This is a genomic window from Denitromonas ohlonensis (genome assembly GCF_007625205.1).
GTDB classification, from domain to species: Bacteria; Pseudomonadota; Gammaproteobacteria; order Burkholderiales; family Rhodocyclaceae; genus Nitrogeniibacter; species Nitrogeniibacter ohlonensis.
Map to the genome: position 1 here is coordinate 21,082 of NZ_VMNI01000015.1, position 17,684 is coordinate 38,765.

At 66.9% G+C, this 17,684-nt stretch carries 20 protein-coding genes; 11 read left to right on the top strand and 9 right to left on the bottom strand.

Annotated features, from left to right (window positions below):
• Positions 1-16: 16 nt before the first annotated feature.
• Positions 17-1,594, bottom strand: coding sequence for an AAA family ATPase (locus FHP89_RS14935; protein ID WP_222105408.1), 1,578 nt, complete (start codon positions 1,592-1,594; stop codon positions 17-19).
• 248 nt (positions 1,595-1,842) lie between these two features.
• Between FHP89_RS14935 and FHP89_RS14940 the strand changes: the two genes are divergently transcribed.
• Entirely contained in the window at positions 1,843-3,456 is a 1,614-nt protein-coding gene (locus FHP89_RS14940; RefSeq protein WP_144174223.1) for a peptide chain release factor 3, read from the top strand.
• Positions 3,457-3,545: 89 nt separating this feature from the next.
• Complete coding sequence (locus FHP89_RS14945; RefSeq protein ID WP_144174227.1) at positions 3,546-4,085, top strand: OmpA family protein; 540 nt, start codon at positions 3,546-3,548, stop codon at positions 4,083-4,085.
• An 88-nt stretch (positions 4,086-4,173) separates the two neighbouring features.
• Here FHP89_RS14945 and FHP89_RS14950 read toward each other — a convergent pair whose 3' ends face one another.
• The 4 genes from FHP89_RS14950 to FHP89_RS14965 form a co-directional block, all read right to left on the bottom strand.
• Positions 4,174-4,764, bottom strand: coding sequence for a malonic semialdehyde reductase (locus FHP89_RS14950; protein ID WP_144174230.1), 591 nt, complete (start codon positions 4,762-4,764; stop codon positions 4,174-4,176).
• A 79-nt stretch (positions 4,765-4,843) separates the two neighbouring features.
• Positions 4,844-6,841 carry an acyl CoA:acetate/3-ketoacid CoA transferase gene (locus FHP89_RS14955; protein ID WP_144174233.1) on the bottom strand — a complete coding sequence of 666 codons (1,998 nt, stop codon included), beginning with the start codon at positions 6,839-6,841 and terminating at the stop codon, positions 4,844-4,846.
• 88 nt (positions 6,842-6,929) lie between these two features.
• Positions 6,930-8,126: an NnrS family protein gene (locus FHP89_RS14960; protein ID WP_144174236.1), complete on the bottom strand. Its 1,197-nt coding sequence runs from the start codon at positions 8,124-8,126 to the stop codon at positions 6,930-6,932.
• 156 nt (positions 8,127-8,282) lie between these two features.
• A complete protein-coding gene (locus FHP89_RS14965) occupies positions 8,283-8,639 on the bottom strand; it encodes a hemerythrin domain-containing protein (protein ID WP_144174239.1) in 357 nt (118 codons plus the stop codon).
• 115 nt (positions 8,640-8,754) lie between these two features.
• Between FHP89_RS14965 and FHP89_RS14970 the strand changes: the two genes are divergently transcribed.
• A complete protein-coding gene (locus FHP89_RS14970) occupies positions 8,755-9,204 on the top strand; it encodes an Rrf2 family transcriptional regulator (protein WP_144174242.1) in 450 nt (149 codons plus the stop codon).
• On the opposite strand, the gene FHP89_RS14975 is transcribed toward FHP89_RS14970, so the two are convergent.
• Positions 9,188-9,535 carry a secondary thiamine-phosphate synthase enzyme YjbQ gene (locus FHP89_RS14975; RefSeq protein WP_260851631.1) on the bottom strand — a complete coding sequence of 116 codons (348 nt, stop codon included), beginning with the start codon at positions 9,533-9,535 and terminating at the stop codon, positions 9,188-9,190. The two genes, FHP89_RS14970 and FHP89_RS14975, sit on opposite strands and share 17 nt — an antisense overlap.
• Positions 9,536-9,706: 171 nt before the next feature.
• Between FHP89_RS14975 and FHP89_RS14980 the strand changes: the two genes are divergently transcribed.
• Positions 9,707-10,192 (top strand): response regulator transcription factor, encoded by a 486-nt coding sequence (locus FHP89_RS14980; RefSeq protein WP_144174247.1) that lies wholly within the window; start codon positions 9,707-9,709, stop codon positions 10,190-10,192.
• 6 nt (positions 10,193-10,198) lie between these two features.
• On the opposite strand, the gene FHP89_RS14985 is transcribed toward FHP89_RS14980, so the two are convergent.
• A complete protein-coding gene (locus FHP89_RS14985; protein ID WP_144174249.1) occupies positions 10,199-11,098 on the bottom strand; it encodes a radical SAM protein in 900 nt (299 codons plus the stop codon).
• On the bottom strand, positions 11,091-11,981 hold the full coding sequence (gene asd / locus FHP89_RS14990) for an archaetidylserine decarboxylase (protein ID WP_144174252.1): 891 nt from the start codon (positions 11,979-11,981) through the stop codon (positions 11,091-11,093). Before asd ends, FHP89_RS14985 begins: the two co-directional genes overlap by 8 nt.
• A 178-nt stretch (positions 11,982-12,159) precedes the next feature.
• On the opposite strand from asd, the gene FHP89_RS14995 reads away from it, so the two are divergent.
• The 5 genes from FHP89_RS14995 to FHP89_RS15015 are packed head-to-tail and all read left to right on the top strand — an operon-like array spanning position 12,160 to position 16,288.
• Complete coding sequence (locus tag FHP89_RS14995) at positions 12,160-12,777, top strand: TetR/AcrR family transcriptional regulator (protein WP_144174255.1); 618 nt, start codon at positions 12,160-12,162, stop codon at positions 12,775-12,777.
• On the top strand, positions 12,774-13,958 hold the full coding sequence (locus FHP89_RS15000; RefSeq protein ID WP_144174267.1) for an efflux RND transporter periplasmic adaptor subunit: 1,185 nt from the start codon (positions 12,774-12,776) through the stop codon (positions 13,956-13,958). The genes FHP89_RS14995 and FHP89_RS15000 overlap by 4 nt, the downstream gene beginning before the upstream one ends.
• Positions 13,955-15,148 carry an ABC transporter permease gene (locus FHP89_RS15005; protein WP_144174276.1) on the top strand — a complete coding sequence of 398 codons (1,194 nt, stop codon included), beginning with the start codon at positions 13,955-13,957 and terminating at the stop codon, positions 15,146-15,148. Before FHP89_RS15000 ends, FHP89_RS15005 begins: the two co-directional genes overlap by 4 nt.
• Before the next feature lies 1 nt (position 15,149).
• Complete coding sequence (locus FHP89_RS15010; protein ID WP_144174279.1) at positions 15,150-15,884, top strand: ABC transporter ATP-binding protein; 735 nt, start codon at positions 15,150-15,152, stop codon at positions 15,882-15,884.
• Positions 15,885-15,895: 11 nt separating this feature from the next.
• On the top strand, positions 15,896-16,288 hold the full coding sequence (locus FHP89_RS15015; protein WP_144174281.1) for a hypothetical protein: 393 nt from the start codon (positions 15,896-15,898) through the stop codon (positions 16,286-16,288).
• Here FHP89_RS15015 and FHP89_RS15020 read toward each other — a convergent pair.
• Positions 16,270-16,476: a heavy-metal-associated domain-containing protein gene (locus FHP89_RS15020; RefSeq protein ID WP_144174283.1), complete on the bottom strand. Its 207-nt coding sequence runs from the start codon at positions 16,474-16,476 to the stop codon at positions 16,270-16,272. The two genes, FHP89_RS15015 and FHP89_RS15020, sit on opposite strands and share 19 nt — an antisense overlap.
• Before the next feature lie 174 nt (positions 16,477-16,650).
• On the opposite strand from FHP89_RS15020, the gene FHP89_RS15025 reads away from it, so the two are divergent.
• Positions 16,651-17,358, top strand: a complete 708-nt coding sequence (locus FHP89_RS15025) for an AzlC family ABC transporter permease (RefSeq protein WP_144174285.1) — start codon at positions 16,651-16,653, stop codon at positions 17,356-17,358.
• The gene (locus FHP89_RS15030) at positions 17,355-17,666 is read left to right on the top strand and encodes an AzlD domain-containing protein (RefSeq protein ID WP_144174292.1); all 312 of its coding nucleotides are present in this window, start codon (positions 17,355-17,357) and stop codon (positions 17,664-17,666) included. Before FHP89_RS15025 ends, FHP89_RS15030 begins: the two co-directional genes overlap by 4 nt.
• Positions 17,667-17,684 lie beyond the last annotated feature (18 nt).

The following is a 17,684-nucleotide window of genomic DNA, read 5'->3' on the forward strand; positions in this document are numbered from 1 at the left end:
CGACGCATCGCCCGACTCAGTCCGCCGCCACACAGCGCGCCGCCGCCCATTCGCGCAGCGAAGCGATCTGCTCCGCCATGATGACCGACAGCGGCCGGGTCCGCGCCGCCTCGGCGACCAGATGCGCCGTCTCCAGCTCACTGCCGTCGGCCAGACATTCATAGCGGCCGGCGACCACCAGCTGTTCAAGCTCCGCACCCGAGAAGCCGTCGGTGACCACCACCAGCGCGTCGACATCGAAGCGCGCCGGATCATGGCCGTGCCGCTTGAGGTGGATGTCCAGAATGTCGCGCCGGACCGCGGGCGAGGGCAGGTCGACGAAGAAGATCTCGTCGAATCGCCCCTTGCGCAGCAACTCGGGCGGCAAGGCAGTGACATCGTTGGCGGTGGCGACCAGAAACAGGCGCGCCTGCTGTTCATTCATCCAGGTCAGCAGATGACCGAGCAGGCGGCGCGACACGCCACCGTCGCCATCGCCGCCGCTGGCCAGGGCTTTCTCGATCTCGTCGATCCACAGCACCGCGGGGGCCATGGCTTCAGCGCTCTCCAGCGCCTCGCGCAGCTTGCGCTCGGTCTCGCCGGTGTATTTGTCGTACAGGCTGGCGATATCGAGGCGCAGCAGCGGCACCCGCCAGCTGCCGGCCGTCACCTTGGCGGCCAGGCTCTTGCCCGCGCCCTGCACACCAAGCAGCAGCATGCCCTTGGGTATCGGCAGGCCGGGGGAGCTGCGCTCTCCGGTAAACACCGGCCGCCGCTTGGTCAGCCAGCTTTTGAGCTGGCTCAGGCCGCCGATGTCGTCGGGTCCCAGCGGGGTCATCTCGACCGACAGGGCGGTGCCGCCGAGCATCTCCTGTTTGTGGCGGATGACGCGGGTGAGGTCGTCGGCGGTGATCAGGCCGTCGTCGCGCACGGCGTTGCGTAGCAGGCGGCGCACATCCTCTTCCGGCAAGCCCAGCACCTGATGAATCAGGGAGTTCACCATGGCCGACTCGCCGCGCACCGGTCGGTCGTTCTGCTGCCGGTAAAAATCCAGCTCCTCGCGCAGCAACTGCTTGACGCCATCGAGGTCCGGAATGCGCAGCTTCAGGTGCGCGGCGTGGCGCGCCAGCTCGGCCGGCAAACTCACGCGTGGCGCGACCAGCACCAGGGTGCGCTCGGACACCGGATGGTTGAGCACCACCTCGCGGATCAGGCGCAGCACCACCGGGTCGTCGAGAAACGGATGCGGATCGAGCAGCACGTAAAGCCCGCGGCTGGCGTCCTTGTCGATGTAGTGCAGCGCCGACTCCAGGCCGCGCGTATCGGCAATCGCCCGGCGCTGACCGTCCTTGTGGCCCATGGTGGTCGGCACATCCCCGACCGTGGCAAACAAGGTGTTGGCGGACTTGGCCGGGCCGTAGCGAAAATTCTGCTGACTCAGGCCGTCGGCCACGCTCCAGCAATACAGGTCGTGGTTCTCCTCCCGTGCCAGGCGGTCGATCAGACGCAGCACCTTGGGCTCTTCGACGGTTTCGATACACACCAGCGGCACGCGGGATCGCACCAGGGCGGACAGTTCACGGAAATCGGGCATCAGCGTACGTACGGTGGACACATGCCAAAGTATATCGGCCAACACCGCGCACACTGTAGGCCGAGCGCATAGAATGCGGCCCATTCCGCTCACACGCGTTGACGCCTCGCGCGCGGGGCAGGACACTTCGGGCTCACGCCGCTCGGCGCGGCCGGATCGTGCCATCGGTCGATGCCGCTTGATCCGCCGCCCCGCTTTCGGTAAAAGCCCAGCTTTGCGTTTGCCTCGGCGACACGGCGCCCCGTGCGCGCCCATCGGACTTCACCTTCATGACTGCCACGCCCTTTCCGCCCGAATTGCTCAAGCAAGCCGAGCGCCGCCGCACCTTCGCCATCATCTCCCACCCCGACGCGGGCAAGACCACGCTGACCGAAAAGCTGCTGCTGTTCGGCGGCGCGATCCAGCTCGCCGGCACGGTCAAGGCGCGCAAGAGCGCCCGCCACGCCACCTCGGACTGGATGGAGGTCGAAAAGCAGCGCGGCATCTCGGTGACCAGCTCGGTGATGCAGTTCGACTACATGGGCCACACCATCAACCTGCTCGACACCCCGGGCCACGAAGACTTTTCGGAAGACACCTACCGGGTGCTGACCGCGGTCGACGCGGCGGTGATGGTGATCGACGCGGCCAAGGGCGTGGAAGCGCAGACCATCAAGCTGCTCGACGTGTGCCGCCTGCGCAACACGCCGATCATCACCTTTGTAAACAAGCTCGACCGCGAAGTGCGCGAGCCCTTCGACCTGCTGCAGGAAATCGAAGAGGTGCTCAAGATCGAGTGCGCCCCGGTGACCTGGCCAGTGGGCATGGGCAAGGCCTTCCGCGGGGTGTATCACCTGCTCGAGAACCGCATCCTGCGCTTCACCCCGGGCGAGGAGCGCAAGAGCGCGGCCGAGATCATCACCAACCTCGACAACCCGCAGCTCGACACGCTGTTCCCCGGCGAGATCGGCCAGGTGCGCGACGACGTCGAGCTGATCGAAGGCGCCAGCAGCCCCTTCAATCTCGAGAGCTTCCTCGCCGGCCAGCAGACCCCGGTGTTTTTCGGCTCCGGTATCAACAACTTCGGCGTGCAGGAAATTCTGCAGGCCCTGCTCGACTGGGCCCCGCCGCCGCAGCCGCGTGACGCTGGCGCACGCATGGTCGCCCCGGCCGAGCCGAAGTTCTCCGGCTTCGTGTTCAAGATTCAGGCCAACATGGACCCGCGGCACCGCGACCGCATCGCCTTCTTCCGCGTGTGCTCGGGCAAGTACGAGCCGGGCATGAAGACCCGTCACCAACGCATGGGCCGCGAGTTCAAGATCGCCAATGCGCTGACCTTCATGGCCAACGAACGGGTGCACATGGACGAGGCCTACGCCGGCGACATCATCGGCATCCACAACCACGGCCAGCTGCAGATCGGCGACACCCTGACCGAAGGCGAGGCGCTGCACTTCAAGGGCATCCCCTACTTCGCGCCGGAAATGTTCCGCGCCGCCCGCCTCAAGGATCCGCTCAAGACCAAGCAACTGCACAAGGGCCTGATCGAGCTGGGCGAAGAAGGCGCCATCCAGGTCTTCGAGGCCATCGGCGGCAACATGCTGCTCGGCGCCGTGGGTCAGCTGCAGTTCGAGGTGGTGGCGCAGCGCCTGCAGGACGAATACAAGGTCGATGCCATTTTCGAGACCGCCGATATCTACACCGCACGCTGGCTCACCTTCAAGGACGAGGCCACCCGCCGCAAGTTCGAGCGCGAACAGGCCATGCGCCTGGGCACCGATGTCGACGGCAACCCGGTGTATCTGGCCACCACCCGCTACAACCTGCAGGTAACCATGGAAAAATGGCCGGACGTCGGCTTCCATGCCACCCGCGAACACGGCCAGGTCATCGCCACGGCTTGACACATTTGCGCGGCAGACGCGGCGATTTCAACACGTTAGAATGCCGCCACTTGCCAATTTCATAGTTTTTTTGATTCGAGGTCAGAACCATGCAAGACGAAGATGATGATCTGCGCGTTGTACTCGGCGTTCTGTTCGGACTGCTCGCCCTGGTGATCGGGCTGGTGATCGGCATGGGCGTGTACTCGCTCAACCGCGCCACCGCCGTGCCCGTGGTCGAAGCCGCACCGACGCCTATCGCCGAGGTGATGCGCGCCGCGGCCGACAGCGTACCGACCGAAGCCATGGCCTTTACCGACGTGGCCCCGCAGGGCGACGCTCAGGTCAAAGTGTATTTCGCCGTCGGCGAAACCGGCCTCAGCGATGTCGCCGCCGCCGACCTGGCCAGCTTCACCCAGATGGCTGCCGACAAGCTCGGCACCATGGTGGTGCTGGTCTCGGGCTTTCACGACGCCTCCGGCAGCGCCGAGGTCAATGCCGAAATCGCCAAGACCCGCGCCATGAACGTGCTCAACGCACTGCTCGCGGCCGGCGTTCCGGCCGACAAGGTCTTGCTCAGCAAGCCGGCAGAGACCCTGGGCGATGGCAACGCCGCCGAAGCCCGTCGCGTTGAGGTCCGGCTGCAGTAATCCGGCCAGGCTGCGCAAGAAAAACCGGGCGATGCCCGGTTTTTTTTATCGATTGATATGCAGGCGACGCGGCCACCATGGCAGGCCGTCAGAGAATCTGCGCAACCGTGTCGAAGTCCAGACGCGGGCCGCGCGGATAATTGGCCACCGGATCGCCGTAGCCAAGATTGACCAGGAAGTTCGCGGTGTAGCGGCCATCGGGGAAGAACTCGGCATTGAGCGTGTCGGCATTGAAACCGCTCATCGGGCCGCAGTCGAGGCCGAGCAGGCGCGCGGCAAGAATCAGGTAGCCGCCCTGCAAGGTGCCGTTACGAAACGCGGTGCTGTCGGCCAGTGCCGCATTGCCGGCAAACAATTCGCCGGCCTTGGCGTTGGCCGGAAACTGCGTTGCCAGGTGTTCATGAAAGCGGCTATCGGTGGCAACGATGACGGTGACCGGCGCGGCCATGGTCTTGGCCACGTTGCCCTGCGCCAGCGCCGGTGCCAGCCGGGCCTTGGCCGCCTCGCTCTTGACGAACACATAGCGCGCGGGCTGGCAGTTCATCGAGGTCGGCCCCCATTTGAGCAGCTCGTACAACTCGCGCAACAGCGCGTCGGGCACCTCCTTGCCGCTGAAAGCGTTGAAGGTGCGCGCGGTACGAAACGCCTGATCAAACACATCGGGGGACACGCCAGTCATGAAGGCCTCCTGAAAGTCGACAAACAAGGGCGGGGTCCGCCAGCAACCCCGCCCTTATCCTACGACGAATGCCTGGCGATTACTCGCGCAGTGCCGCCCGAGCCTCCTGCAAGGTCGAGAACAGCCGGCCGTCTTCGCCCAGCACCTCGCCCAGCTTGACCCGCGCAAACCCGCTGGAGGCGTAGCGCACCACGGTGGTGTAGTAGGTGTCGACCAGCGACTGCACCATGCTGGCGTAGTCTTCGAGCAAGTCGGGGTCGATCTCGAAGTGGTCGTAATTGACCACCGCCCGCACCCGCCGGCCCAGCGGCGCCAGTTCTTCGGCCACGCGCTGGCGGATCTGCTCGATCTGCGCGCGATCACGCACGGTGTAGCGCTCGAGGTCGACAAAGAACAGATCCTGATCGGCGTCGTAATGCAGCCGCGCCTCGATCGGCCGGTCGAGCAGCATCGCGCGCAGGCCGATATGGCCTTCCTCAAAGATGCGCGCGTCCATCAGCCGCGGCGCGCCTTCGATGAGCGGCGCAAAGCCCATGTGGGCGAGAATGTCGCGCTCGATGTCGATGCCCGGCGCGATCTCGATCAGCGCTAGACCGCGCTCGGTCAGGCGGAACACGCAGCGCTCGGTGATGTAGAGCACCGGCTGGCGGCGCTGATTGGCCACATCGCCGCTGAAGGTGCGGTGCTCGACCTGCTCAATGAATTTCGGCGACTTGCCCTCGCGCACGATGCGCAGCTGGCCGTCCTCGACCGCGATCTCCAGCCCGCCCGCCGTGAAGGTGCCGACAAAAACCACCTGCTTGGCGTTCTGGCTGATGTTGATGAAGCCGCCAGCACCGGCGATGCGGCTGCCGAACTTGCTCACGTTGAGGTTGCCCTGCCGGTCGGCCTGGGCCAGGCCGAGAAAAGCGAGGTCCAGCCCGCCGCCGTCGTAGAAATCGAACTGGCTGGGCTGATCGATGATCGCCTCGGTATTCACCGCCGCGCCAAAGTCCATGCCGCCGGCCGGAATGCCGCCGATCACGCCGGGCTCGGCAGTGAGCGTGAGCAGATCGATGATCGACTCCTCCGCCGCCACGGCCGCCACGCCTTCAGGCATGCCGATGCCCAGATTCACCACCACATTCGGCCGCAACTCCATGGCCGCGCGGCGCGCGATGATCTTGCGCTCCGACATCGGCAGCGAGGCCACGCTGGTGGCCGGCACACGAATCTCGCCGGCGTAGGCCGCGCTGTAGGGCGTGCCGAAAGTCTGCTCGTGGTGCTCGGGCTTTTCGGCCACCACCACGCAATCGACCAGCACGCCGGGGATCTTCACCTGGCGCGGGTTGAGCGTGCCGCGATCAGCCACCCGCTCGACCTGCACAATGACAATGCCGCCGCTGTTATGCGCCGCCATGGCAATGGCCTGCGCCTCCAGCGTCAGGGCTTCCTTCTCCATGGTCACGTTGCCATCGAGGTCGGCCGTGGTGCCGCGGATAATGCCGACGTGAATCGGGAAGCCCTTGTAGAACAGGTAGTCCTCGCCGTCGATAGGCATCAGACGCACCAGCTCTTCCTGCGTCACGGCGTTGATCTTGCCGCCGCCAAAACGCGGATCGACAAAGGTACCGAGGCCGACGCGGGTCAGCGTGCCGGGCTTGCCGGCGGCGATATCGCGAAACAGATGGGAGATCACGCCTTGCGGCAGATTGTAGGCTTCGATCTGGTCACTCGTGGCCAGCGCCTGCAGTTGCGGCACCAGCCCCCAGTGCCCGCCCACCACGCGCTTGACCAGCCCGCGATGACCAAAGTGATTAAGGCCGCGCCCCTTGCCGTCGCCCTGGCCGGCGGCATACACCAGCGTGAGGTCGCGCGGGTAGCCCACGCCGTCGGCACTCTCCTGCGCCTCGGCCAGAAACCGCGCCTCCAGCGCCACGGCAATGCCTTCGGCAAAACCGATGCCGACAAAGCCGCCGGTGGCCACGGTGTCGCCACTGCGCACCAGTTGCACCGCCTCGGCCGCGCTCACCACCTTGCCACGCCGACGCCGGCGCAGCTCTTCGATCATTCGTGCGGTGTTGCCCCGTTCCTGCATGCCCTCTCCCCCCTCAGATCGCGGCCGTCGCCGGGCCGCTTGAATATGGCGCAACAATACTGCGCCACTCGGGGAAAAGGCTACCGGGTTAACCCGGCATGCCGTCGATGCGGGTGCTCACCAGCCACTTGCCGTAACGCCACAGAAAGAGCAGCAGCGCGGCGGCAAAGCTGGCCCCGGCCGCATGGATCAGCGGTTGGTACGCGGCGGGGATGAAGGCCGCTCCCAGGCGCAGCACCGTCGCCAACAGCATCAAGGCGTAGGCCGGCACCATCAGCGGCGGCAAGACCAGGTTGCGACCGGTGTGGCCGAGCGCGGTGCGCGTCATCATGCCGAGGGTCAGCACGCCAATGCCGCCGATGGCGATGCAATGCACCGCCGCCGACATCAGCGCCGGCGCCACCGACAAGGCCAGTCCCACCATGCCGATGCCGACCGCCGTCAGCGAGTAGCCCAGATACAACACCCACAGCAGCGGATGCTGGCGCATCGAGCCATGCGCGTTGCGCATCAGCAGCACCAGATTGAACACCATGCCGGCCGCACCGACGATGAGCGCCAGCACCGACGGCGCATCGGCGGCAATCAACACCGCCAGGATCACCGGCGACAGCAAACCGACAAAGCCCGCCCAGCGCGGATGGCTGACCTGCGGGCGCTTGAGCGCGCGGTGGGTAAAGAAGGGGATCACCCGCAAGCCGATCAGCGTGATGAAACCGGCCACCAGCAACAGGCCGGTGAACAACAGACGCCGGGCGTCCATGTCGAGCACGCCGGCAACGGTCAGCAGATACAAGCCATTCGCCAGCGCAAAGGCCAGCAGCAAAAAGGGCACGCCGGCATTACGCTTGCTGCGCGCCCGCCACACCGGCAGCGCCACCGCGGCGGCGGCACAGACGAAGAAGCTGACCGACAGCAGGCCGGTGATCAAAGGCGCGCCGGTTTCGGTCGAGGCCGCAATGCGCGCGCCCAGCCACAGCGCGGCGAGGCCCGCCAAAGGCGTGCCGGAGAAGGCCGGCTGGCCGGTCCACGAACCGACGGCAGTCAGCAAAAATCCGACGATCACCGCGCCCGCGTAACCCCAGATCATTTCGTGGCCATGCCACAGCATGCCCGGCAAGGCCTCGGTGCCATTGAAGCCGGCCACCCAGGCCAGAATGGCGACCACCCCGAACAGCGCCGCACACAGGTAAAAAGGGCGAAACGCCATCGCCATGAAGGGCGACCAGCCAGCACGGCTGGCCGGCAGGCGGGGGCGGGGTTCTTCGAGTCGAATAATGGCCATCGGGAATCTCGTGAATCAAAAAATCAACGGGCGCGCGGGCACCCGGCAGGAAAAGGTCCGGGCGCCAGCGTACGACGCGCCGGGGTGGGCTTGGGGCTGGGGGTGGGCACCTTGAGGTGCCTCGGGGTTTGCATTTTTTGTGGCCGGGCCAGCCACTCAGGCGGCGACCGGGGCCAGATGACGCTCGACCGCGGGGAACATCTCCCGCTCTTCGAAGCGCACATGGGCAATCAAGGCTTCGCCCGCCTCGGCGCAACGCCTGCCGGCTTCGGCCTCGTCGAAAAAGCGCTGGAGCTGTTCATGTTCAGACAGCAGTCGGCGCACCAGCGCATGTTCGCCGGCGGCGCGCAGCACCGGCAGCAAGTCGCGCTCTTCTTCATCGAAGTGCGCCTGCAACTCCGGCCGCATGTGCGACAGCATCGCGACGCCGGTGCCGCTGATCAGCGCGCGGGCCAGCCGCAGGGCGGCATGGTGTTCACGGGACAAGGGGACAAGACGGGGGTCGCGGCGCATGGAAAAATCCTCGGGGTCAATGAAACGACTTCACGAAGATGTATTTTAAGTGTATCTTTTAAAGAGTCAACTTGAATGTATCTTTAATCTTTGTGCCATCGACGCCGGACACCCCATGCAGATCACCCAGCACACCGACTATGCCTTGCGCGTCCTGATCACCCTGGGCGCCTGCCCCGAGCGGCGCGTGACCATCAAGGAAGTGGCGGAAACCTTTGACATCTCGCGCAGCCATGTGATGAAGATCGTCAATCAACTGGTCACGCTGGGCTTTGTCGAGGGCGCGCGCGGCAAGGGCGGCGGCTTGCGTCTGAACCGGGCGCCGGAGGCGATCGGCGTGGGCGAAGTGGTGCGTCAGATGGAGCCCGGCTTCGACCTGGTCGACTGCTTTCGCGCCGAATCGAGCTGCCTGCTGAGCTCCGGCTGCCGACTGAAGGGCGCGCTGAATACCGCGCTGCAGGCCTTTCTGGCCGCGCTGGATGAGGTCACCCTGGCCGACCTGATCGTCAATCAGCCGCGCCTGCGCAGCATGCTTGGCGTGATCGCGCTCAGCCCATCACCGTAACGACCACCGAGCGCGTCGCGCCCTGCATGCGGTGCTCCCACAGATAGATGCCCTGCCAAGTCCCCAGTCGCAGGCGAGCGTCGCCCACGGGCACCGTCAAACTGGTATCGGTCAGCACCGCGCGCACATGGGCCGCCATGTCGTCTGGGCCTTCGAGATCGTGCCGATAGGCCGGATCGCCATCGGGTGCGAGTCGCGACATCACCGTTTCCAAATCGCGCCGCACGTCGGGATCGGCGTTTTCGGTGATCGTCAGCGAACAGCTGGTGTGCTGCACGAAGACATGGCAGAGGCCGGTCGTGACACCGCTGTCGCGCAGCACCGCATTCACCGCGTCGGTAATCTCCTGCGTACCGCGGCCTCGCGTCGCGATACGGAGCGTACGCTGATGTGTCGTCATCCCGTCGCCTCTAGGCAAAAATATATAGGTAAAACCCTTAAGATCAAACGCACGCCATCCGTTGACCCTGCCGTCCTCATCTCTTGAAGCCCTGATCGCACCATGCCCGCAAAACGCATTCTTGTCATCGACGACGTGTCCGTCATTCGTGGCTTCGTCAAAGGCGCGCTCAAGCACCTCGATGTGCGCGTCGGCGAGGCCTCGGGTGCCGAGCAGGCCCTGGCCATGCTCGAATCCATGCCGGCCGACGTCATCATCTGCGACCTGAATATGCCGGGCATGAGCGGCGAAGCCTTCGTGAAAACCCTTCGCGAACGCGGCGACAGCACGCCGATCATCATGCTGACCGTCGAAGGTGATCGCAAAGTCATTGCCAAGCTGCTGCAGGCCGGCATTCAGGGCTATTTGCTCAAACCCTTCAAGCCGGCCGTGCTGGCTGAACGCGTGCAGGAATTGCTCGACGGCACCGCACCGCCGGTGCGACCTTACGAAGCACCGGCAGAGGCTGCGGAAGCTCCCGCCGAGGACAGCGACGACACCCCGGCCGAAGCGGCCGCAGATACCGAAGCCACCGACACCAAGAGCTGAAGCCGCCTACAAACCCCGCGCCCAGGCCGGCCGCAATCCGGCCTGCTCCGGCGCCTCAAGCGCGCCTCGCACCTGCGCCAGCAAGCGCGCCTTGTCAGCCCCCAGCGTGCCCTTGAGCACCAGCCAGTTGGACGCGTGGTCTGAGCGGAACACCGTCCGCTTCAGGTCCAGCTGCGACAGCAACGCTTCCATTTCCTGCAGCAGGCCGCGCAAGTCGAGCGGCTCCCACTCAGGAAAGCCCGCCCGAAACCGCGCCTCGCCGGTCGGAAAGCTCACCACCAGCGTCGCCAGGTATTCGGGCTGCGTGACATTGGCCAGCCGCGCCGAGGCTTCGGCATGCTGGGCGCTGAACACCGGTCCGCCGAGGCCATTGAGGATCATCACCGAGCGGGTAATGCCGGCCTCGCCGAGCTTGTCCAGCGCCTCGCGGGTGGTGTCGAAAGTCTCGCCCTTGTTCACCCGCGCCAGCACCGTATCGTCGCCCGACTCAGCGCCGACATAGACCATGCGCAAGCCGGCCGCGGCCAGCGCCTGCATGTCGGCCACCGACTTCTTGCGCAGATTGCGCGGCAGGCAATAGCTGGAGATGCGCCGCACCGCCGGCAAATAGGTGCGGATCGCCTCAAGGATGGCCAGCAGTCGCCGGGTCGGCAGCACCAAGGCATCGCCATCGGCCAGAAACACCCGCCGCACCTGATCGCCATACATCGCCGCAACCCGGCGAATGCTGTCGATCACCTCATCTTCGCCACGCGCGCGAAATGCCTTTTGCGGCGCGGTGTACATCTCGCAAAACGTGCATTGATTCCACGAGCAGCCGTCGGTCACCGGCAGGATCAGCGACTGCGCCTCGCTGGGCGGCCGGAACACCGGCTCGACATAGCGAATCGGAATCGTCTCAGTCATACAGCGCCAGCACGGTCTCGGCTTCGACAACCGGCGGCGGCAGCGCCCGCCCCATGCGCTCGCCAAGTCGCACGGCGGCTTCGGGCGCCCAAGCCGGGTTGAAGGCCATCATCGGCTTGGGGAAGAGCATCACCACCGTGGAGCCGAGCAGGAAGCGGCCCATCTCTTCGCCCTGCGCCAGCACGATGTCCTGGTCGTCGTAACGCCATTTGGTGATGTCGGGTCGGCGCGGCGGATTGACCACGCCATGCCACACCGTCGCCATGCTGCCCACAATGGTGGCGCCGACCAGCACCATCACAAACGGGCCGGCCGCGGACTCGAACACGCAGACCACCCGTTCGTTGCGCGCAAACAATCCGGGCACGCCGCGCGCAGTGGTCGGATTCACCGAAAACAGCGCGCCGGGCACATAGATCATCTCGGTCAGCCGGCCGTCGCAGGGCATGTGGATGCGATGGTAGTCGCGCGGGCTCAGGTACAGCGTGGCGAACTGACCATCGTCAAACCTGGCGGCCAGTTGCTTGTCGCCGCCGAGCAGCGCGCTGCAGCTGTAGCTGTGGCCCTTGGCCTGAAACACCTGATCGCCGCGAATCGGGCCGAACTGGCTGATCGCCCCGTCCACCGGGCAGACAAAATCGGCCTCGACCAGCGTGCGCGCGTCGTCGCGCAGCGCGCGGGTAAAGAACTCGTTGAACGTCGGGTAGGCCGCCGGGTCCGGGTTTGCCGCCTCGGCCATGTTCACCCCGTAGCGCCGGATGAACCAGCGGATCACGCCGGTGGTGAGCTTGCCGCCGTGCAGGCCGGCGAGCTTGCCGGCGAGCACGGTCAGCGCGCGCTTGGGCAGCAGATATTGAGGAATGACGGCGAGGCGATCGGACACAGGACATCCAGCATGAAGAGAACGTGCCGCCGATTATAACGACAGCGACGAGCGCTTCGGGGTGGCGAGGCAGGCCTTCGCGCCGGCATCGGCTGCACACCACGGCATCAAAAAAATTAGACTTTTCTTATATTCCGGCTAAACTAGTAAGCAACTACTTACTTACTGCGATAACGCCATGCCTCACACCGCCACCGACCGCCAGCCCACTCAGGCCCGCCAGGCCGAGATCATCGCCGCCGTGCTCGCCCTCTCGGCCAGCCAGGGGCCGGGCACCATCACCACCCAGGGCATCGCCTCGGCGATCGGCCTGACGCATGGCGCCCTGTTCAAGCATTTTCCGACCAAGGCGGCGCTATGGCTGGCCGTCATTGACTGGGTCGACGCGCAACTGATGACCCGGCTGCACGCGGCCGCCAACGACCACGACCACCCGGTGGCCGCGCTGCGGGCGGTGTTCATGGCCCATACCGACTTTGTCGTCGCCCACCCGGGGGTGCCACGCTTCATCTTCAACGAGTTGCAGCAGCCCGAAGACTCGCCGCTCAAACACCGCGTCAGCGACATGCTCGGCCGCTATCGCCAACTGCTGCAGGCACGGCTCCAGCACGCCGCGTCGCTGGGCGCGCTGCGCCCCCGGCTCGATCTCGACGCCGCGGCCACCCTGTTCATCGGCAGCCTGCAGGGGCTGGTGATGCAGGCCATGCTGCGCGGCAACACCACCGGCATGCGTGATGCGGCCGAGGCCGTCTTCGCGATCTACCGATCCGCCATCCTTGTGGAGCTCGCCTCATGAAAATCGACGCCTTCCGCCGCTGGGCCTGGCTGCCGCTGGCGCTCGTGCTACTCGCCGGCTTCGCCTACGTGGTCGCCCGCTCGGGGCCGCTGGCGCCGGTCCGGGTCACCGTCGCCACTGTGGTCGAGGGCCAGGTCGCGCCCGAGCTGTTCGGCATCGGCACGGTCGACGCCCGTCGCGCCTATGCCGTCGGCCCGACCGCCCCGGGTCGGCTGATGCTGGTTGCGGTCGAAGTCGGTGACACGGTGCGCGCCGGTCAGGTGCTGGCGCGGCTCGACCCGGTCGACCTCGACGCCCGTATCGCCGCGCTCGACGCCTCGGCCGATCGCGCCCGCAGCACGCTGGCCGCCGCCCAGGCGCAGCAACGCGATATGCGCGCCCGCGCCGAAGTGGCCGCCATTAACGCGCGCCGCTATGTCTCGCTCGGCCAGCAACAGTTTGTCAGCGCCAGCGCGGTCGAAGCGCGCACTCAGGAACACACCTCGGCCCGCGCCGCGGTCGATGCCGCCGCGGCCGCCGCCGACAGCGCACGCGGCGATCTGGCCCGTCTGCAAGCCGAGCGCCAGGCGCTGGTGGAACAACGCAACACCCTCACGCTGGTCGCGCCGGTCGACGGCGTGGTCACCGCCCGCGACGCCGAACCCGGCACCACGCTGGTTGCCGGCCAGGCCGCGCTGCGCCTGATCGACCCGGCCAGCCTGTGGGTGCGCACCCGCATCGACCAGGGCCGCTCGCAGGGGCTGACCGCCGGCTTGCCGGCGCAGATCGTGCTGCGCTCGCGCCCGACCGAGGCGCTCGCCGGCCAGGTCGAGCGGGTGGAGTTGATCAGCGACGCGATCACCGAAGAGCGGCTCGCCCAGGTCACTTTTGCGACGGTGCCGGCGGGCACCTCGATCGGCGAAATGGCCGAGGTGACCGTGCAACTGCCGGCCGCCGCCAACGGCCCGGTGCTGCCCAACGCCGCCCTCCAGCAGCGCGACGGCCAGACCGGCGTGTGGCAGCTCGACGGCGACGCCCTGCGCTTCACCGCCGTGCGCACCGGGGCCATCGGGCCGGACGGACAGGTGCAGATCCTCGATGGCTTGGCCGCTGGCGACCGAGTGGTGGTACACAGCGAAGGCAAGCTGACACCGGACGCCGCCATCACCATCGTCGACAGCCTGAACGCGGTGCGCCAATGATCAGCCTGGCCGGCCGCGACATCCTGCATGCCTGGTCGCGCTTCGTGCTGACCGGCATGGGGCTGGGCCTGTTGATCGGCGTCACCCTGTCGATGGCCGGCATCTACCGCGGCATGGTCGACGACGCCGGCGCCCTGCTCGACAACAGCGGCGCCGACCTGTGGGTGGTGCAAAAAGACACCCAGGGCCCCTACGCCGAATCGTCCAGCCTGCGCGACGACGTGGTGCACAGCGTGCGCGGCATGCCGGGCGTGGCGCGGGCGGCCAACGTCACCTACTTCACCATGCAGGTGGCGCGCGGCGCACTGGATGTGCGGGCCATGGTGGTCGGCTTCGAGCCCGGCTTGCCGGGCGCGCCGGGCGCGCTGGTGGCCGGCCGGCGGATCACCCGCAGCCATTACGAGGCGGTGGCCGACGTGAAGACCGGTTTTGCCGTTGGCGACACCCTCCGCATCCGCCGTCATGACTACACGGTGGTCGGGCTGACCCGGCGCACGGTGTCCTCCGGCGGTGATCCGATGGTGTTCATCCCGCTCAAGGACGCGCAGGAAGCGCAGTTTCTCAAAGACAACGACGCCATCGTCAACGAACGCGCCCGCAGCGCGGCCAACCCGGCGTTCAACCGCCCCGGTATCCCCGGTCTGCTCGACGCCATCACCGATTCGCAGAGCAGTAATCACAATGTAAACGCGGTGCTGGTGCAGATCGCCCCCGGCCTGGACGCCGAGGCCGTGGCCGAACCGATCCGCCGCTGGAAGCACCTGACGGTGTTCACCCGCGCGCAGATGGAGGAGATCCTGGTGGCCAAGCTGATCGCCACCTCGGCGCGCCAGATCGGCATGTTCCTGGTCATCCTGGCGGTGGTCAGCGCGGCCATCGTAGCCTTCATCATCTACACCATGACGCTCGGCAAGATCCGCGAGATCGCCGTGCTCAAGCTCATCGGCACGCGCAACCGCACCATCGCCGGCATGATCCTGCAGCAGGCGCTCGGTCTCGGCCTGATCGGCTTCATGGTCGGCAAGACCGCCGCCACGCTGTGGGCGCCGATCTTCCCCAAATACGTGCTGCTGCTGCCCGGCGATGCCCTGCGCGGCTTTGTCGTGGTGATGGCGATCTGTGCGCTGGCCAGCCTGATGGCGATCCGCGCCGCGCTCAAGGTCGACCCGGCCGCGGCCATCGGAGGCTGACATGACGCATCCCACCCACGGCATCCGCATCGAAGGCCTGCGCAAGCGCTACGGCGAGGGCGACACCGCCGTCGACGCGCTCAAGGACGTGAACATGCAGGTCGCGCCCGGCGAGGTCGTCGGCCTGATCGGCCCCTCGGGCTCGGGCAAGAGCACCCTGCTCAAGTGTCTGGGCGCGGTCATCGAGCCGACCGCCGGGCGCATGATCCTGGGCGAGCAGACCATCTACGACAACGGCTGGACGCTGCCCGACTTGCGCGCCCTGCGCCGCGACCGCATCGGCTTCGTCTTCCAGGCGCCCTACCTCATCCCCTTCCTGAACGTGACCGACAACGTCGCCCTGCTGCCCATGCTCGCCGGCCAGAAGAACGCCGTGGCCCGCGCCCGCGCACGCGAACTGCTCGCCGCGCTGGACGTCGCCCATCGCGCCGAGGCCCAGCCCTCCGAACTGTCGGGCGGCGAACAGCAGCGCGTGGCCATTGCCCGCGCGCTGGCCAACCAGCCGCCGGTGATCCTCGCCGACGAGCCGACCGCGCCGCTCGACTCCGAACGCGCGCTGGCCGTGATGCGCATCCTCAACCAGATGGCCGCGCAATACCGCACCGCCATCATCGTCGTCACCCACGACGAAAAGATCATTCCCACCTTCCGTCGCATTTACCACATCCGCGACGGCAAGACCCACGAAGAAGCCGGCGAAGGGCGCGCCATCGACCTCGCGCCAGCACACGCCTGACCGAGACCGATATGCGCCACCGCCGCCTGCTTGCCGTCCTCGCCGTACTCGCCATCGCCTTCGGCGCGCTCACGGTGCTCAGCGGCGGACGCGTGCTGTTTGGCGGCACCGAGGCACGCGCGGCGGCCGGCCAGGTGGTCGACTTCGTGCTGTGGTTCAATTTTCTGGCCGGCTTCGCCTATGTCGCCGTCGGCCTCGAGCTATGGCGCCGCCGCCGCTGGGCGGTGCGCGGCGCGGCACTGCTGGCGCTTCTCACGGCGATCATCGCCGCGCTGTTCGGCCTGCATGTGCTCAGCGGCGGCGCCTACGAAATGCGCACCGTCGGTGCGCTGGCCCTGCGACTGAGCTTCTGGTCCGCGCTGGCGCTTGTCGCTCGCCGCGCCGCTCAATCCACCACCGGGTAACCGGCAGCCTCCACCGCCGCGCGAATATCGCCTTCATCGAGCATCGCGGTGTGCTCGATGGTGGCCACGCCGGAGTCGAGCGACACCGCCGAGTGTTCGATGCAGGGCAAATCCTGGATGGCGTTCATCACATTGCGCAGGTCGTCGTCGGTCTTGAGGCCGGCGATGACAAATTCGGTGGTCGGCATAAGCGCTCCCTTGAGTCAAAAAAAGCGGCCGTCGCTGCCAAAATCGTTCAAGACGCGATGCGCGCGTCCGTGACAGGATGGCGTTCAACTGTCGACAATACCCGTATGCGCACGCGCCCTGAATACACCCACGCCTTCCGCACCGACATTGTCGCCGCGTGAGCCACTGAACCGATGACCACCGTCCGCCACGCCGTCTTCGCCGGCGCCCGCGATGCCCTCCCGCTGATGATCGGCACCCTGCCCTTCGGCGTCATCTACGGCACCACCGCCGTGGCTGCCGGCCTGTCGCCGCTGGCCGCGCTGGCCATGTCGGTAATCGTCTTCGCCGGTTCGGCGCAGTTCATCGCGGTCAGCCTGATCAGCGGCGGTGCCGCCTTGCCGGTGATCTGGCTGACCACCTTCGTGGTCAACCTGCGCCATGCGCTGTACAGCGCCACGGTGCACCCGGCCGCCCATGGCTGGGCCCTGCGCTGGCGCGCGCTGGTCGCCTTCTGGCTGACCGACGAAGTCTTCGCCGTCATCGAAAAACGCCTGATGGAACGCGGCAACGAGGCGCTGCTGCCCTACGCCCTCGGCGCCGGCGGCGGCTTCTACCTCAACTGGCTCACCTGGACGGCCATCGGCGCCTGGCTGGGCCAGCAGTTTCCCGATCTGGCCGGCTGGGGGCTGGATTTCGCCATGATCGCCACCTTCGCCGCCATGATCGCGCCGCAACTGCGCGCGCCCACGCCAGTGGTCGTCGCGCTGGCCGCCGGCACCACCGCCTGGCTGGCGCGTGGCCTGCCCTTCAAGCTTGGGCTGATCCTCGCCGCCTTTGCCGGCGTCGCCGCCGGCGTGTGGATGGACCATAAACGCAAGACCCGGGCGGCCGCCGCATGACCGTCGCCGCCCTGCTCGCCGGCATGTTCCTGGCCACCTATCTCACCCGCGCCAGCTTTCTGGTCTTCGGCCACCGCCTGCGCTTTCCGCCCGCGCTCAAGGCGGCGCTCCACCATGTGCCGGTCGCGGTGCTCACCGCCATCATCGTGCCCGAGGCGCTGGCGCCGGGCGGGCAGGTGGATGTGTCGGTGAGCAACCCGTGGCTTGTCGGTACCCTCGTCGCGGCCGTGGTGGCGCGTCTCAGCGGCCATCTGCTGCTGTCGCTGGGAGTGAGCTTTGCGGTGTTCGGGCTGATGCGCTGGTGGTGACCGCCGCCGGCTCGTTAC

Coding starts and splice junctions, on each gene's coding strand:
- FHP89_RS14940 (WP_144174223.1), top strand. CDS start 1,843: ATGACTGCCACGCCCTTTCCGCCCGAATTGCTCAAGCAAGCCGAGCGC.
- FHP89_RS14945 (WP_144174227.1), top strand. CDS start 3,546: ATGCAAGACGAAGATGATGATCTGCGCGTTGTACTCGGCGTTCTGTTC.
- FHP89_RS14950 (WP_144174230.1), bottom strand. CDS start 4,764: ATGACTGGCGTGTCCCCCGATGTGTTTGATCAGGCGTTTCGTACCGCG.
- FHP89_RS14955 (WP_144174233.1), bottom strand. CDS start 6,841: ATGCAGGAACGGGGCAACACCGCACGAATGATCGAAGAGCTGCGCCGG.
- FHP89_RS14960 (WP_144174236.1), bottom strand. CDS start 8,126: ATGGCCATTATTCGACTCGAAGAACCCCGCCCCCGCCTGCCGGCCAGC.
- FHP89_RS14965 (WP_144174239.1), bottom strand. CDS start 8,639: ATGCGCCGCGACCCCCGTCTTGTCCCCTTGTCCCGTGAACACCATGCC.
- FHP89_RS14970 (WP_144174242.1), top strand. CDS start 8,755: ATGCAGATCACCCAGCACACCGACTATGCCTTGCGCGTCCTGATCACC.
- FHP89_RS14980 (WP_144174247.1), top strand. CDS start 9,707: ATGCCCGCAAAACGCATTCTTGTCATCGACGACGTGTCCGTCATTCGT.
- FHP89_RS14985 (WP_144174249.1), bottom strand. CDS start 11,098: ATGACTGAGACGATTCCGATTCGCTATGTCGAGCCGGTGTTCCGGCCG.
- FHP89_RS14995 (WP_144174255.1), top strand. CDS start 12,160: ATGCCTCACACCGCCACCGACCGCCAGCCCACTCAGGCCCGCCAGGCC.
- FHP89_RS15000 (WP_144174267.1), top strand. CDS start 12,774: ATGAAAATCGACGCCTTCCGCCGCTGGGCCTGGCTGCCGCTGGCGCTC.
- FHP89_RS15005 (WP_144174276.1), top strand. CDS start 13,955: ATGATCAGCCTGGCCGGCCGCGACATCCTGCATGCCTGGTCGCGCTTC.
- FHP89_RS15010 (WP_144174279.1), top strand. CDS start 15,150: ATGACGCATCCCACCCACGGCATCCGCATCGAAGGCCTGCGCAAGCGC.
- FHP89_RS15015 (WP_144174281.1), top strand. CDS start 15,896: ATGCGCCACCGCCGCCTGCTTGCCGTCCTCGCCGTACTCGCCATCGCC.
- FHP89_RS15020 (WP_144174283.1), bottom strand. CDS start 16,476: ATGCCGACCACCGAATTTGTCATCGCCGGCCTCAAGACCGACGACGAC.
- FHP89_RS15025 (WP_144174285.1), top strand. CDS start 16,651: ATGACCACCGTCCGCCACGCCGTCTTCGCCGGCGCCCGCGATGCCCTC.
- FHP89_RS15030 (WP_144174292.1), top strand. CDS start 17,355: ATGACCGTCGCCGCCCTGCTCGCCGGCATGTTCCTGGCCACCTATCTC.